This window comes from Bacillus sp. FSL R9-9530 (assembly GCF_038008145.1).
GTDB classification, from domain to species: domain Bacteria; phylum Bacillota; class Bacilli; order Bacillales; family Bacillaceae_G; genus Bacillus_A; species Bacillus_A mycoides.
The window spans coordinates 145,981-161,863 of sequence record NZ_JBBOYO010000001.1 but is presented as its reverse complement, the minus strand read 5'-3'; the positions used below and the strand labels follow the sequence as shown (position 1 = coordinate 161,863).

Below are 15,883 nucleotides of genomic sequence, written 5' to 3'. Positions count from 1 at the left end.
TATCTTCTATTTTTACACTTCTTGTAAAATGTTAAATAAACAGAAGAAAGCAGCCTACTCATGGCTGCTCAACCGTCTTGTTTTTTATATTATACCATAGCTCCTAAACAAAATCCTTCTTTTTGCTAAAAGGTAACTTTCTGTCCAGGCTCAAACTCTAGGTAGTGAGACGGATTCGTACTTAATACACGTACAATAGAGTAACATTGATTATCCTCCTCAGAAACCACTAATTCCACGCCATTTATATTCACAACTTTTTGGCTTTCGCATTGTGAATAATCGGCCGGATACACAAGTTGCTCTGGCATAATTGTATATAAAATCATTGTAGCATTGTCCCTTCTGTACTATTATCCTTGCGTTCATCAATTAATTCGTTTAATTTTCGAAGTGCGCTACCAATACCACCGACACCATCTATAAGACCATACTTCACTGCATCTCCACCTATTACATTCGTCCCAATATCTCGCGTCAAATTCCCTTTTGCAAACATAAGCTCTTTAAAACGATCTTCCGTTACTTTCGAATGCTTTGTCACAAATCGAATGACTCTTTCTTGCATTTTATCCAAATACTCAAATGTTTGTGGCACACCTATAACAAGACCTGTTAAACGAATTGGATGAATTGTCATCGTCGCTGTTTCGGCAATAAATGAATAATCAGTTGAGACCGCAATCGGTACACCGATTGAATGCCCTCCTCCTAAAACAAGAGATACAGTTGGTTTTGAAAGCGAAGCCACCATTTCAGAAATCGCTAATCCAGCTTCAACGTCACCCCCAACTGTATTTAATATTAACAGTAAACCTTCAATTTTTGGATTTTGTTCAATCGCGACAATTTGCGGAATGATGTGTTCATATTTTGTTGTTTTATTTTGTGGTGGCAACTGAATATGACCTTCCACCTGCCCAACAATTGTTAAGCAATGAATACGCGATTCATTCATTTGTGGTACATTTGTCTGTCCAAGTTGCTGAATTTTCTCCACTATAGAAGCCTCTTTTGGAACTTCTTTCGGCTCAGCTTCTTTTTCTTCATTTGTATAACGATCACGTTCTGTCATATCGCATCCCCTTTCACTCGTATATAACTATTATTTCTTAAGTTATGAATTTCATTCGATAGGGTTAAAAAAGAAAAAGATCACCTGTAAAGGTGACCTTCTTTATACTTCCATAATAATCGGTAAAATCATTGGCTTTCTCTTCGTTTCTTCGTACAAGAACTGCCCTAATAATTCACGAATATTTTGTTTCAACATAGACCATTCAATTGTATATTCTTTAATTGATTGTTCAACAATCATACGTACAATATCTGTGGATCGTTCGATTAATGCTTCTGATTCACGAACATATACAAAGCCGCGTGAAATAATTTCTGGACCAGAGATTATTTTCTTTTCATCCTTACCAAGTGTTACAACAACAACTAAAATTCCATCTTGAGATAACATCTTTCTATCTCGAAGAACGATGTTACCGACGTCACCTACACCTAATCCATCAATTAAAACATTACCAGCTTGCACTTTACCAGCTAATTTTGCTTCATCGTCACCAAAAGCAATTACATCGCCTTTTTCTACGATAAAGATATTCTCTCTCGCAATACCTACATCTTCCGCTAAATACGCATGTGCTTTTTGCATACGGAACTCACCATGTACGGGTACAAAATACTTCGGCTTCATTAAATTTATCATCAGCTTTAATTCTTCTTGGCTACCATGACCTGAAACGTGAACTTTTCTTTCACCGTAATAAATAACCTCAGCACCAGATCTAAATAACAAGTCAATAATTTTTGATACAGATACTTCATTTCCTGGAATTGGAGAAGCTGCAATAATAACAGTATCACCTTTACGAATTGAAATTTGTTTATGAGCTTGTTTCGCCATTCTAGAAAGGGCTGCCATCGGTTCCCCTTGACTACCAGTCGTTAAGATAGCTACCTTTTTTTCCGGGAAATTGTCTATTTCTTGTAATGAAATAACCATACCTTCTGGAACATCTAAATAACCAAGACGTCTTGCAATATCTACCACTTTCACCATGCTACGTCCTACTACCGCTACTTTCCTTCCAGTTTCAGCAGCTGCATCAAACACTTGTTGAATACGATGTACATTGGAGGCAAATGAAGCAACAATAATACGTCCTTCTGAACTATAGAATACTTTAGAAATCTCTATACCAACTTCTTTTTCCGAACCTGTATAACCAGGACGTTCAGCGTTTGTACTATCAGATAACAAGCAAAGTACGCCTTCATTTCCAATTTGCGCCATTTTCCCAAGATCTGCTCCACTATTTCCGATTGGAGTTTGATCAAATTTAAAGTCTCCTGTATATACTACAGCACCTTTTGATGTATGGAAACAAACACCCACAGAATCCGGAATACTATGTGTCGTTCCGAAGAATGACACATTTGTTGAATTAAACTCTACTGTTGAATTCGAGTCAATTGTTTTTAAGTCTACACGGCCTAACATTCCTGCTTCGCCAAGCTTTTCTTGTATAAGTCCTACCGTTAATTTCGTCGCATATACTGGAATAGATAATTTACGAAGCACATAAACAATTCCACCAATATGATCTTCATGACCATGGGTAATAAATAGTCCTTTTACTCGCTCTTGATTTTCTACTAAATATGTAATGTCAGGAATAACAATATCAATCCCAAACATTTCATCTCCCGGGAACATCAATCCGGCATCTACAATAAAGATTTCAGAATCAATTTCAACACAGTACATGTTTTTTCCGATTTCACCTACTCCGCCAAGAGCAAATACTTTAACAGACTCATTCTCTTTTCTCTTCATGTTGTTGCCTGGTTTAAAAATCTTGCAAACACTGATTTCACTAAAATTGCAGAGACACCAGGGGAAACTCTACAACCACCATATATTCACCGTCCAAGACGAATGTCCTTACCGTTATGCGATATCATGTCCTTGTTAATTTTTTAAACCAGGTTTCACCTCTCTTTCATTATATAAATCAAATATCTTATTCGATATGATATGAAAATTTCATTAAATCTTAATTTTTACCAATTTTGCTAAGCATACCCGTACTAAGCTACTTAGCCATATTATAACTGATACAAGAAATAGAACACAAGTTAAATTATGCGAAAGACAAGAGAAGACACTAAAATGAGATTATAATTTAAGAGGGCAAAATTCATATCAGTTTTACTATTTTCCCTACGTAATAAGAGTTTGATGGAAAAATATTCATGTAAATTCTTTACATAAACATGAAACGATATTCACTAAAAAAATCTTATCTCTGTAATCAGTTTCTTACTAATTCTCCCCCCTGCCATCCCCTTCTTATTACAGCCTATTAACTATAGCTAATTTTCATCACTTACATATAGTTAGTCAAAATAAAAATGACCTAGTTTCACACTAGGTCATTTTTATTAACGAGGAATAGATTGCATTACGGATTGTAACGTTATTCTTTCTTCTTCCGTTAATGGAAGAAGTGGCAAACGTACAGAACCTACATCTAATCCCACCATTTGTAATGCTGTTTTTACTGGTGTTGGGCTCGGCGCCATAAATAGTGCATCCGTTACTTTTACTAGTAATTGATGTAATTTCTGCGCTTTTTTGAACTCTCCAGCTTGGAATGCAGCAATCATTTCTTGCATTTCATTCCCGATAACATGAGATGCTACAGAAACAATACCTTTTGCTCCAATTGCCATAGCTGGTAATGTTAAACCATCATCACCGCTGTATACTGCAAAGTCGTCCGCTGTTTTTTCAATGATTTCTGTCATTGTTAATACATCGCCGCCTGCATCTTTAATCGCAACAATGTTTTCTATTTCTGATAAACGAACAACTGTATCAACGGAGATTTGTACAATAGATCGTCCTGGAACATTATATAGCATTACCGGAAGCGGAGTGCTTTCAGCGATTGTTTTAAAGTGCTGGTACATCCCTTCTTGACTCGGTTTATTATAATACGGTGCCACTAGCATAACTGCATCAACACCAACTTCAGTTGCCTTTTTTGTTAAATCGACAGAAGCATGCGTATTATTGCTACCTGTTCCAGCGATGACGGGCACCCTTTTATCGACAACAGATACGACATGGCGATATAACGCTACTTTTTCTTCTGATGTTAATGTAGGAGATTCTCCAGTCGTCCCTCCTACCACGATTGCTGTTGTACCGTTATCAATTAAATAATTTACCAATTTCGTTGTCTTTGCAAAATCGATATTACCATTTTTATCAAACGGTGTTACCATCGCGGTTGCAATTGTCCCAAAATCTATCATGATCTCACTCCTTATTGTTCCAGTTGCTTTTCTTTTGAAAGCTCAAATGCACTATGTAATGCATTCACAGCCTCCACTAAATCGGCTTCTTTTACAAGAACCCAAATTGTCGTATGACTATCTGCTGATTGCAGAATTTGAATACCTTTTTCCGCTAAAGCTGTGACAATTTTCGCTGTAACCCCTGGAATACCTGCCATTCCAGCACCAACGATAGAAACCTTCGCACAATGCTCTGTCACCACTGGATCATATCCAAGTTGCTTTAAAACCTCAACTGCACGCGCTGATACACTATCCTTTACTGTGTAAGCTACACCAGTAGGAGAAATGTTAATTAAATCCACACTAATCCCTTCATTAGCCATTTCTTTAAACACGTGTTGTTGTAAATCATATGCAGTTTCTTTTGCAAGCACTTTAATTTGCGTTACGTTTGACACATGGGCAATCCCTGTAACAGGACGTTCTTCTACATCCTGCCCTTTTGTAGCACCATCATATGCCGCAATAAGCGTACCTTCACTATCAGAATACGTAGAACGTACACGAAGTGGTACTTTTGCATGCATCGCAATTTCAACCGCACGCGGATGAACAACTTTCGCACCCTGATAAGCCATGTTACAAATCTCGTTATATGTTACAGTTTGAAGATGACGTGCATCTTTTACGATACGAGGATCCGCAGTCATAACACCTTCAACATCTGTGAAGATATCGATATATTCAGCATGAAGCGCAACACCTAATGCTGAAGCTGAGGTATCACTACCTCCGCGTCCAAGTGTTGTCGTATCTCCATTTTTCGTTTGACCTTGGAATCCAGTCACGACGATAACATCTACATTTTGTAACTCTTCATGTATACGATCGCAATTCATTTCAATAATCTTAGCATTCGTAAAGTCATTATTCGTTACAAAACCAGCTTGCGCACCATTTAATGCTGCTGCTTTTATACCATTCTCATTCAACATGTTAGAGAAAACAATTGCTGAGATTAATTCTCCGCATGATAATAATAAATCTTGCTCACGTTTAGAAATATTAGGTTCCTCTTGATTTACAAGACTTAATAACGTATCAGTTGCATACGGTTCACCTTTACGGCCCATTGCTGATACAACAGTAACTACTTTATAACCAGCAGCTAACGATTTTTTTATATGGTGAAGCGCATGCTTGCGCCCATTGTCATCACGTACTGATGTACCACCAAATTTTTGAACAATAATTTTCATATTTTGCACCTTCTCTTAGCCGTTTACACTAATTGTAATTTTACTAAGCGCTCTGCAATTTGAACAGAATTCCATGCAGCGCCTTTTAATAAGTTATCAGATACGACCCAAAGGTGGAATCCTTTATCATTATTTAAATCTTTACGGATTCTTCCAACGAATACTTCATTTTTACCTACTGCAGTAGCTGGCATTGGATATAACTGCTCTGCTGGATTATCTTGCAGTACAATACCTTCTGCATTTGCAAGTAAGTTTTTCATTTCTTCTACTGTTACGCCTTCTTTATCTACTTCAATGTACACAGACTCGGAATGACCCGATACAACTGGTAAACGTACACATGTCGCAGCTACTTCTAATTCAGGCATATGCATAATTTTTTTCGTTTCATTAATCATTTTCATTTCTTCGAATGTAAATCCATTATCTTGGAATTTATCAATCTGTGGAATAGCATTAAAAGCGATTTGGAAATGCTTTTCGTCACCTGATACAGGTAAAACATTCGCCTTTACTTCTTCGCCATTTAAGATTGCTTGTGATTGTTCATGAAGTTCTTCAATAGCTGCCGCACCAGCACCTGATACAGCTTGATATGTGGAAACGATTACTCGTTTTAAACCATATTGCTGGCGAACTGGTTCAAGAGCTACTACCATTTGAATTGTAGAACAGTTTGGATTTGCAATAATACCATTATGTTCTTTTAAATCATTTTCATTTACTTCAGGTACAACAAGTGGCACGTTTTCTGTCATACGGAATGCACTTGTATTATCAACAACAATTGCACCGCGCTTTGCTGCTTCTGGCGCTAATTGTTTCGATACAGATCCACCTGCACTAAATAGTGCAATATCTACTCCTTCAAAACTTTCAGGAGTTGCCTCTTGAACTGTAAATTCTTCGCCTTTAAATACAAGTTTCTTACCTGCAGATCGTTTAGATGAAAGTAACGTTAACTTCCCAATTGGAAATTCTCGTTTCTCTAAAGTATTTAACATTTGTTCACCAACTGCGCCGGTTGCTCCAACTACAGCGACATGAAAAGTTTTTTGCTTTTCCATCACTATGCCCCTTTCTAGATACCAATCCTTCTATAACTTAGAATTAGAAGGAGCTTACAATGCCCCCTCTAATCTTAATAACGTTAATTTTATCATATTCTACAGTAAGAATGATGGTTTCAACAAAAATTGTACGTTTTTTTCGTTTTTTAATTCATATATCTGAATTTTTCTACAACAACAGGTTGTAATTGTTTTCCTTGTAGCGCTTCCAATACTGTATCTTCAAGTAACTCCATACGAGCTACCATTGAGTTCGGTTTTTTCTCTGGTGCATCTTGGCCAAATGGTACAAAGTAGATGTCTTTTGTAGCCATTAGGCGCATGAGATTTACTCCATTAAGCCCTAAAGCATCATTCGTCGAAACAGCCAATACGACAGGCTTCCCATTTCTAAGCGTCGCTTTTGCTGCCATTAATACTGGAGAGTCTGTCATTGCATTTGCAAATTTACTCATCGAATTCCCTGTTAGTGGTGCAATCACCATGCAATCTAGTGGAATTTTCGGTCCTAGTGGCTCTGCGCCAACGATTGAATTAATTGCCTTAAAACCGGTTATTTCTTCGATCTTTTTAATCCATTCTTCCCCTTCGCCAAATCTAGTATTTGTTGATTGGACAGTATAAGAAACAACGGGACGTACTTCTGCACCTTCTGCAATTAACTTCTCTAAATGTGGCATAACTTCTTCATACGTACAATGTGACCCTGTAAATCCGAAACCAATTCGTTTTCCCTTCAAACTCATTTCTCATCATCCTCCTTTGCGATTGCATCTGCTATTAATAACTGAGAAAGAACATTCGCTAATATTTGTCCTGCTGTTTTCGGTGCAACAATCCCAGGAAGACCAGGTGCTAATAGTGCCTTCACTCCACGCTTCTCCGCATAGCGAAAGTCCGTGCCACCTGGCTTAGAAGCTAAATCAATAACTAGCGTATGAGCTGGCATTTTTGAAAGAACATTCGCTGTCACAACAAGATGCGGAATTGTATTAATAACAATATCGATATTACCTACTTCTTTCTCTATGTCTTGCATATGAAAAGGAGAAAACATCATTTCTGTAATACGAGCAATATGTTCCGAACGTCTCGCTCCAACTTTGACATGTGCTCCTAATGATTGAAAGGCTCTTGCAACACTCATACCAGTTCTACCAAATCCTAAAACCATTACATTCGATCCATGAATTGTGTAATCAGTATGTTGAATAACCATCATTAGTGTACCTTCTACGGTCGGAATAGAGTTATAGATTGCAACATCATCACGATCAAATAATTTTACAAGTTTGCGATTTGTAGTAGCTACGAGATTTTCCAAGTAAGGTGTACCAATACCTGAATATATAGTGAAGTTTTCTGGCGTCTTTTCAATTTGTTCTTTCGTTATGGAAACTTTCTCATTTGAAAAAATAGTATCTACTTCTCCTCTGGCATTCGTCCCTGCAACCGGCAAAATAATTGCATCTAAAGAAGTGAAATTTAAATCTTGTATACTTTCCTTTGCTGCCCCTGTAAAGCCATGATCTAACTGTTCAAACCCTATTAATGAAAGTTTCGCGTCCAGTTCGACTAGCTTGCGAATTACTTCTAGCTGCCGTGCATCTCCTCCTATGACAGCAATATGCATCTCAGTCAACATTCCCTAATTCACCTTCTTTTTCTTTCATTTATAAGAAAAATGCCTACTTTTTCTTTTTCCTCCACATCATATGTAATGTACGAGTTTGAGGTGATTGAAAAACAAAAAGCACACGTGATTTATCTTCTTTATATAAAGATAAAAAAAAGACAACCAAAATGGTCATCTTTCACTATGATCTTGAATGGTTCGTAAGATCGCAAAGTATCATATCATTTCCAACCTTCTTTATTTTGCTCCATTCTACTCTCACTTCTTGCTGTTCTCTTTTAAAACCTCCCCATTTCCCAGCAGGTATAATAAGCGCTTGTATTTTTCCATCTCTCTCATCAATTTCTAAATCTGCATGACCTAAAACTCCCATTTTTTCTGCTCTTTCTAAATCCACAATCTCTTTGCCACTTAATTCACTTAAACGCATTAAATCTCCCCCTATCCTACTTTTTATGAAGGTTATCCTATAATAAGTACCTATTCTGCATATATAAAAAAAATAACCGTATCTCATATAAAAGAGATACGGTTATTTCCGAAAGCGAATGAATTACAAGATCGATTAAAGTTTCATTCCTTTTGGCAGTTTTCCATCTGGACTAATAAGTGCCGCAGAGAATTCATCGGTAAACATATTGCGAATTAACTCGTCTACATTTTGCTTTGTTACAGTGTTTACACTTTCAATAATCTCATCAAGAGAACGATGTTTACGAAGAAGCAATTCGTTTTTACCATTACGGCTCATACGACTATTCGTACTTTCTAAACTTAACATTAAGTTTCCTTTTAATTGTTCTTTACTGTTAACAAGCTCTTTTTCTGTAATACCTGTATTTTTCAACGTATTTAACGTTTCTTGCATTGTTTCATACAGTGTATCTAATTGTTTACTACCTGTTCCACCGTAAAGTGTTAACATTCCTGTATCTTCATAAGAAGAGTGATAAGAGAACACTGAGTACGCCAATCCACGTTGCTCACGTACTTCTTGGAATAAACGGCTACTCATACTACCGCCTAAAACATTATTTAATACAATTAAGTTATAAATATCTTCGTGTCCCATTTGCAAGCCTTTATATCCTAAACATAAATGAGCTTGTTCTGTTTCCTTCTTACGTGCTACTTTATTGAAATGGAAGATTGGGCTATGTACTTGTTCACGATTTGTTGTCCCTTCGTAACTACCGAAATATTGCTCTACAGTTTGTAAAAATGCTTCATCAATATTCCCTGCAATTGATACAACAACATTTTCAGGTGTGTAATGATCTTTCATATATTGACGTAACGTATCACCTGTAAATGTTTCAAGCGTTTCTTCTGTTCCTAAAATAGGATATCCAAGCGGATGCGTTTCATATGTTGCTTTCGTTAACATATCATGCACAATATCATCTGGCGCATCTTCGTACATTTTTATTTCTTCACATACAACATTCTTCTCTTTTTTCAGTTCTTCCTCATCAAATGTTGAATTAAAGAACATATCTGCTAAAACATCTAATGCATATTTAGCATGCTCATCTAGCACTTTCGCATAGTAACATGTATATTCTTTTGAAGTAAAAGCATTTACTTGTCCACCAATGCTATCAAATGATTCTGCAATCTCTCTTGCACTTCGCGTTTCTGTCCCTTTAAAGAACATATGTTCCAAAAAGTGTGAAACCCCATTATTTTTTTCATTTTCATTTCTTGAACCTGCGTGGATCCATACACCAATCGCAACCGAGCGTACAGTTGGTATATTCTCCATAACAATTCTTACACCATTTTTACACGTATATTTTTTAATCAAAAACTTTCCTCCTAATGCCAGTTTCTCTAAATAATTGCTATTATTTAATGATAACAAGTTTAGAGATGAATGTCATGCAAATGTATTTAATCCACACGTTTTTCATCTAGTAATTCTGTAATATTCCCCACTTTATATCCTTGTTCCTTTAAATTTTTAATCATAGTATCTAGCGCTTCTGTTGTAGGTGAAGTAGGATGCATTAGCACAATAGCACCTGGATGTATTTTTCGCATTACTCTCTGCAATAGCACACCCGGTTCTGGCCGCTTCCAATCAATTGTATCTACAGTCCACATAATCGTCCCCATTTGGAAATCATCCGCTATTTTTACTACCTCATCCCGAAAGCTTCCACTTGGCGGAGCAAACCATCTCACTTTCTGATTTGTAGCTGCTTCTATCATTCGATTCGTTTTTTGTAATTGATCTCGTATTTCATCTGTAGACAGCGTTTTCATATTAGGGTGTGTGTAAGAATGATTTCCTACTTCTTGATTTGCATCGACAATCATTTTGGCAAATCGTAAGTTTTCTTTCACCCAGCGTCCTTCTAAAAAGAAAGTCGCCTTCACATCATGTTTTTTCAATATCTCTAATATACGTGGCAAATACTCATTACCCCAGGCCACATTAATTGTTAATCCCACCATCTTTTTATTTGGATGTCCTCGATAAATGGGAGCTGGTGGTAAATCTTCTAAGTGAACACTCGGTGATACTTCCTTAAATTCAAGTTGTTTTTGATCAAACTTCTTGATTTTCTTCATATTATTATAGGACGCTTCTATATCCACTTGTTTTCCATTATACCCAGGCGTCGCCTTCCAAATCTTATCAATCATCGCATTTTGCGGCATAATCTCGTACTGTTTTACATGCTTTTGAATCTCTTCATGCAAGTTATCCTGCGCAAAAACGGAATAAGAGCCACAACCCATATATAAAGAAAATATAAATATGTACGCTAATATACGAGCTTTCATATAAACCCTCCCATTAACTATAAAAAAAGAAACCATTTTCTTCTTATCTTTGTTAATTTGAGCGTTATGATGAAAACTATACCTATACTCACATAAAAATCTAAATGAATCACATTTTTTACATAACAAAAAAAGCCAGCTAAACTGGCTTTCACTTATTGTTGCTCTTGTGCGTTTTCTTCTTTAGCTGCTTCTTCTTTAGCTGCTTCTTTTTCTTGCTCTTCTTTTAGCAATACTTTTCTAGATAAGTTTACACGACCTTGTTTGTCAATCTCGATAACTTTAACTGAAATCTCATCACCGATTTTCACAACGTCTTCTACCTTACCTACACGCTCAAGTGCAAGTTCAGAAATGTGAACAAGTCCATCTTTACCGCTAAATAATTCAACGAACGCACCGAATTTTTCAACGCGTTTAACTTTTCCTAAGTAGATTTCGCCTACTTGTACTTCGCGAACGATATCTTCGATAATTTTCTTCGCTTTTTCATTCATCTCTTGATTAATTGATGAAATGAATACTGTACCATCTTGCTCGATGTCAATTTTAACGCCAGTTTCTTCAATGATTTTATTGATTTGTTTACCACTTGGTCCAATAACATCACGAATTTTATCTGGGTTAATTGCCATTGTAATAATCTTCGGAGCATACGCAGATAACTCAATGCGAGGTTCAGCGATAACAGATAACATGTGATTTAGAATGTGCATACGACCAACTTTCGCTTGTTGTAATGCTTCTTCTAAAATCTCACGAGATAAACCATCGATTTTAATGTCCATTTGTAGTGCAGTTACACCTTTTGCAGTACCTGCTACTTTAAAGTCCATATCACCTAAATGGTCTTCCATTCCTTGAATATCTGTTAAAATTGTGTAATGCTCACCAGATTTCACTAGACCCATTGCAATACCAGCAACTGGTGCTTTAAGTGGTACACCCGCATCCATCATCGCTAATGTACTACCGCAAATACTCGCTTGTGAAGTAGAACCATTTGACTCTAATACTTCAGATACAAGACGAACTGTATATGGGAAATCCTTTTCAGATGGGAGTACAGGTTCAAGAGCACGTTCTCCTAGTGCTCCGTGACCAATTTCACGACGACCTGGTCCACGCATTGGTCTTGTTTCACCAACACTAAATGAAGGGAAATTATAATGGTGCATAAAGCGTTTTGACTCTTCTACACCTAGACCATCTAAAATTTGCACATCGCCTAATGCACCTAATGTACAAATACTTAATGCTTGCGTTTGTCCACGTGTGAATAGACCAGAACCATGTGTACGAGATAAAATGCCAACCTCTGATGCTAAAGGACGAATTTCGTCACCTTTACGACCATCTGGGCGGATTTTTTCAACTGTAATAAGACGACGTACTTCTTCTTTTACAATTTTATATAAAATCTCACTTACTTGTCCTAATGTATCAGCATCAGCTTCCTCAGCTTCGTAATGCTCAATTACACGCTTTTTCACTACGCTAATTGCATCTTCACGTGCATGTTTTTCGTGCACTTGAATTGCAGAATGCATATCTGTCTCAGCCATTTCACGTACAGCTTGGTTCAAATCAGCATCCACTTCATAAAGTTTCACTGCTGTTTTCTCTTTACCGACAGCTTGTACAATCTCTTCTTGGAATGCAATTAGACGTTTAATTTCATCGTGTCCAAACATAATTGCTTCTAACATTGTTTCTTCAGGTACTTGATCCGCTCCTGCTTCAACCATGTTAATTGCATCTTTCGTACCAGCTACAACAAGGTGCATATCACTTTGTTCTTGCTGTTCTACTGTTGGATTAATAACGAACTCGCCATTAATACGACCAACTGTCGCACCTGCGATTGGACCTTCAAATGGAATATCTGAAATAGATAATGCTAATGAAGAACCAAGCATAGCTGCCATCTCAGAAGAACAGTCTTGATCAACACTCATTACGATGCTGACAACTTGTACTTCATTACGGAAACCATCTGCGAAAAGTGGACGGATTGGACGGTCAATTAAACGACTTGCTAAAATTGCTTTTTCACTTGGACGGCCTTCGCGCTTAATAAAACCGCCTGGGATTTTTCCAACTGCATATAAACGCTCTTCATAGTTTACTGTAAGCGGGAAGAAATCTACATTTTTTGGCTCTTTTGATGCAGTTGCTGTAGATAGAACTGCTGTGTCGCCGTATCTTACTAATACTGCTCCGTTTGCTTGTTTTGCAAGCTGACTTGTTTCAATTGTTAGCTGACGACCAGCTAAATCTATCGAGAAGACTTGCTTTTCCTGACTCATTTAAGTACCCCTCTCAATTTAAAATATTCAATTCTTCTATGTAAATGGATAGTATATCACAATATTCTTTCCTCTAGTATTGCCGAAAATTAAGTAAGCTATAAAGAGTAGAAGATATATTTTTACCTAACAAAAAAGCGGGAATATTCCCGCTTCTTTGACTATCGACGTAAGCCAAGCTTTGTGATTAATTCACGGTAACGTGTGATATCGCTATTACGAAGGTAAGTAAGTAAGTTACGACGTTTACCAACCATCTTTAATAGACCACGACGTGAATGATGATCCTTCTTGTGAGTACGTAAGTGCTCGTTTAGAGTGTTAATTTGCTCCGTTAGGACAGCAATTTGAACCTCTGGAGAACCAGTATCAGTCTCATGAGTTCTAAATTGTGCAATGATTTCATTTTTACGCTCTTGTGTTAAAGCCATCCTATTTCACCTCCTAATAATTAAACCCCCAGTTACCTAGCAAGCATCGGTGAGTCGCAATGCCAAGTAATGGTTGTCATAAAGTACATAACATAGAATACTACTTTTCATTTGAAAAAGCAAGTATATTCTTTACGCTCGCAAAATATTCTTGGGCAACCTTTTTATCTTGAGCGATTTGAGCAACTAACTCATCAATTCCATTAAACTTTTTTTCTTCTCTTATACGCATGTGCCATTCCACTGTAACACTTTGATCGTATATGTCTTTATTAAATTCAAATAGATGCACTTCAATAGATAATTGACGCTCATTCTCTTTGAAAGTTGGTTTATATCCGATATTACATACACCATCATGCCATTCATCATGAACCTTCAATCTTACCGCATATACACCTACAGGTGGCAACAAATATTCATCACTTAAACCTACATTTGCAGTTGGGAAACCAATTTGACGTCCACGCTTATCACCGTGTACAACTGTTCCTTCTACCGTGTAAGCTCTCCCTAAAATAGATGGAATTTGTTCCATTTCACCGTTTCGAATTAACTTTCGTAATGAAGTAGAACTTACTTTTTCTTCTTGATATTCAACTTTTTCGATCACGGTCTGTGTAAACTCCCCTCTTGCATGAAATGGTAAAGTCTCCATCTTCCCTTTTCCTAAACGTCCATATGAATAATCAAAGCCTGCTACTACATGCTTTACATTTAAACCAATAATATACTCATCGACAAACTGCTGTGGTAATAATCCAGCAAATGGCTCATCGAATTTCACCACATATAAGATATCAATTCCTAAACTTGCGATGATTTCTTCTTTAAGGCGCATCGGTGTAATATACTCCACATGCGCTTCTTTTTTTCCTAATACAACAGATGGGTGTGGATGGAACGTCATGACAGCACTTTTACATCCTCTTTCATCCGCTATTTTTTTCGCTGTTCGAATCACACGTTGATGTCCTAAATGAATGCCATCAAAATATCCTAATGCCATTACAGTAGGTGGTAATTCTATTTTATTTTGTTCATGTGGATGAGTTAAATGAATAAGTTTCACGCTTGAATTCACCTTTTTCTGTAATAATCCTTCCAATAATTCATTATAGCTTTAGTTCTTGATTATTCACAAGTACTTTCATTGGCTTTAGCATTCCAGGGTGTTTTGGGTGATGTTCATAAATTGCTAAGCAACGATCATTTTTATCAAATACTGTAATAAATGGTGCTGTTGTTTCTAATTCATTCTTTAAGAACATACCGTTCTTTATTTTTTCAGCTTGCTTTTCATCTACAACCATTTTTGGAAACTTACTTAGCGCCTCATCAATTGAGATGAAAATAGACTCTACTGTTCCATTTTGCACGTTTTCTTCAATTTCTTCAAATGATATGCAATCTTCTAGTAAAAATTCACCAGATGCTGTTCTTACAAGGTGAGACATATGTGATGGAAATCCAAGTTTTTCACCTATCATTACTGCTAGTGTTCTTACATATGTTCCTTTACTACACGTTACACGGAAACGAAATGAAATATTTTCCCCTTCAAAAACTTCACGTTCATCAAGTAATACAAATTCATGAATTGTAATTGTACGAACTGGACGTTCAACTTCTTGTCCTGCCCTTGCATATTCGTATAGTTTTTTCCCGTTAACTTTTACAGCTGAGAACATCGGCGGCATTTGTTCAATTGTCCCTGTTAATTCCGCTAGTACCTCTTCTACTTCTTTACGTGTAATGACACGATTTACATCTTGTTTCTCCACAACTTCACCAGAAGCATCTTCTGTTGTTGTCGAAAATCCTAATGTCACTTCACCTTCGTATGTTTTTGTTTCACTTGTTAAAAATTGCGCAATTTTTGTTGCACGCCCAACGCAAATAGGTAATACTCCTGTTACATCTGGATCCAGTGTCCCTGTATGACCAATTCGTTTCTCACGCAATATCTTTCTTAATTTGAACACACAATCATGTGATGTCATTCCCTTTGGCTTATGTAATAATACTACACCTTCCATATACTCACCTCATCATTATTCTT

The 15,883-nt window shown here is 36.8% G+C and carries 15 protein-coding genes; all 15 read right to left on the bottom strand.

Annotation, left to right across the window (positions count from 1 at the left end; all coding sequences use genetic code 11):
- Nucleotides 1–125: 125 nt before the first annotated feature.
- On the bottom strand, nucleotides 126–329 hold the full coding sequence (locus tag MKX66_RS00790) for a YlzJ-like family protein (protein WP_341085288.1): 204 nt from the start codon (nucleotides 327–329) through the stop codon (nucleotides 126–128).
- On the bottom strand, nucleotides 326–1,075 hold the full coding sequence (tepA, locus tag MKX66_RS00785) for a translocation-enhancing protein TepA (protein ID WP_002014582.1): 750 nt from the start codon (nucleotides 1,073–1,075) through the stop codon (nucleotides 326–328). The genes MKX66_RS00790 and tepA overlap by 4 nt, the downstream gene beginning before the upstream one ends.
- Nucleotides 1,076–1,177: 102 nt before the next feature.
- Nucleotides 1,178–2,848, bottom strand: a complete 1,671-nt coding sequence (locus MKX66_RS00780; RefSeq protein WP_002014581.1) for a ribonuclease J — start codon at nucleotides 2,846–2,848, stop codon at nucleotides 1,178–1,180.
- A gap of 608 nt (nucleotides 2,849–3,456) precedes the next feature.
- Entirely contained in the window at nucleotides 3,457–4,335 is an 879-nt protein-coding gene (dapA, locus tag MKX66_RS00775; protein ID WP_002014579.1) for a 4-hydroxy-tetrahydrodipicolinate synthase, read from the bottom strand.
- Nucleotides 4,336–4,346: 11 nt separating this feature from the next.
- Nucleotides 4,347–5,579, bottom strand: coding sequence for an aspartate kinase (dapG, locus tag MKX66_RS00770; RefSeq protein ID WP_002088068.1), 1,233 nt, complete (start codon nucleotides 5,577–5,579; stop codon nucleotides 4,347–4,349).
- 23 nt (nucleotides 5,580–5,602) lie between these two features.
- Nucleotides 5,603–6,649 (bottom strand): aspartate-semialdehyde dehydrogenase, encoded by a 1,047-nt coding sequence (gene asd, locus MKX66_RS00765; RefSeq protein WP_002014577.1) that lies wholly within the window; start codon nucleotides 6,647–6,649, stop codon nucleotides 5,603–5,605.
- A gap of 149 nt (nucleotides 6,650–6,798) precedes the next feature.
- Entirely contained in the window at nucleotides 6,799–7,398 is a 600-nt protein-coding gene (dpaB, locus tag MKX66_RS00760; protein WP_002111357.1) for a dipicolinate synthase subunit B, read from the bottom strand.
- Nucleotides 7,395–8,297, bottom strand: a complete 903-nt coding sequence (dpaA, locus tag MKX66_RS00755; protein WP_002088148.1) for a dipicolinic acid synthetase subunit A — start codon at nucleotides 8,295–8,297, stop codon at nucleotides 7,395–7,397. The genes dpaB and dpaA overlap by 4 nt, the downstream gene beginning before the upstream one ends.
- Before the next feature lie 172 nt (nucleotides 8,298–8,469).
- A complete protein-coding gene (locus tag MKX66_RS00750) occupies nucleotides 8,470–8,718 on the bottom strand; it encodes a YlmC/YmxH family sporulation protein (protein ID WP_002014571.1) in 249 nt (82 codons plus the stop codon).
- Between the two features lie 135 nt (nucleotides 8,719–8,853).
- Nucleotides 8,854–10,095, bottom strand: a complete 1,242-nt coding sequence (locus tag MKX66_RS00745; RefSeq protein ID WP_085312221.1) for a M16 family metallopeptidase — start codon at nucleotides 10,093–10,095, stop codon at nucleotides 8,854–8,856.
- Nucleotides 10,096–10,181: 86 nt separating this feature from the next.
- Nucleotides 10,182–11,081 carry a polysaccharide deacetylase family protein gene (locus tag MKX66_RS00740; RefSeq protein ID WP_193651947.1) on the bottom strand — a complete coding sequence of 300 codons (900 nt, stop codon included), beginning with the start codon at nucleotides 11,079–11,081 and terminating at the stop codon, nucleotides 10,182–10,184.
- 155 nt (nucleotides 11,082–11,236) lie between these two features.
- Nucleotides 11,237–13,390, bottom strand: coding sequence for a polyribonucleotide nucleotidyltransferase (gene pnp / locus MKX66_RS00735; RefSeq protein ID WP_002033682.1), 2,154 nt, complete (start codon nucleotides 13,388–13,390; stop codon nucleotides 11,237–11,239).
- Between the two features lie 161 nt (nucleotides 13,391–13,551).
- Nucleotides 13,552–13,821 (bottom strand): 30S ribosomal protein S15, encoded by a 270-nt coding sequence (gene rpsO, locus MKX66_RS00730; RefSeq protein WP_001229392.1) that lies wholly within the window; start codon nucleotides 13,819–13,821, stop codon nucleotides 13,552–13,554.
- Nucleotides 13,822–13,921: 100 nt separating this feature from the next.
- A complete protein-coding gene (ribF, locus tag MKX66_RS00725; protein ID WP_002128800.1) occupies nucleotides 13,922–14,893 on the bottom strand; it encodes a bifunctional riboflavin kinase/FAD synthetase in 972 nt (323 codons plus the stop codon).
- A gap of 43 nt (nucleotides 14,894–14,936) precedes the next feature.
- Entirely contained in the window at nucleotides 14,937–15,860 is a 924-nt protein-coding gene (truB, locus tag MKX66_RS00720; protein ID WP_002033681.1) for a tRNA pseudouridine(55) synthase TruB, read from the bottom strand.
- Nucleotides 15,861–15,883 lie beyond the last annotated feature (23 nt).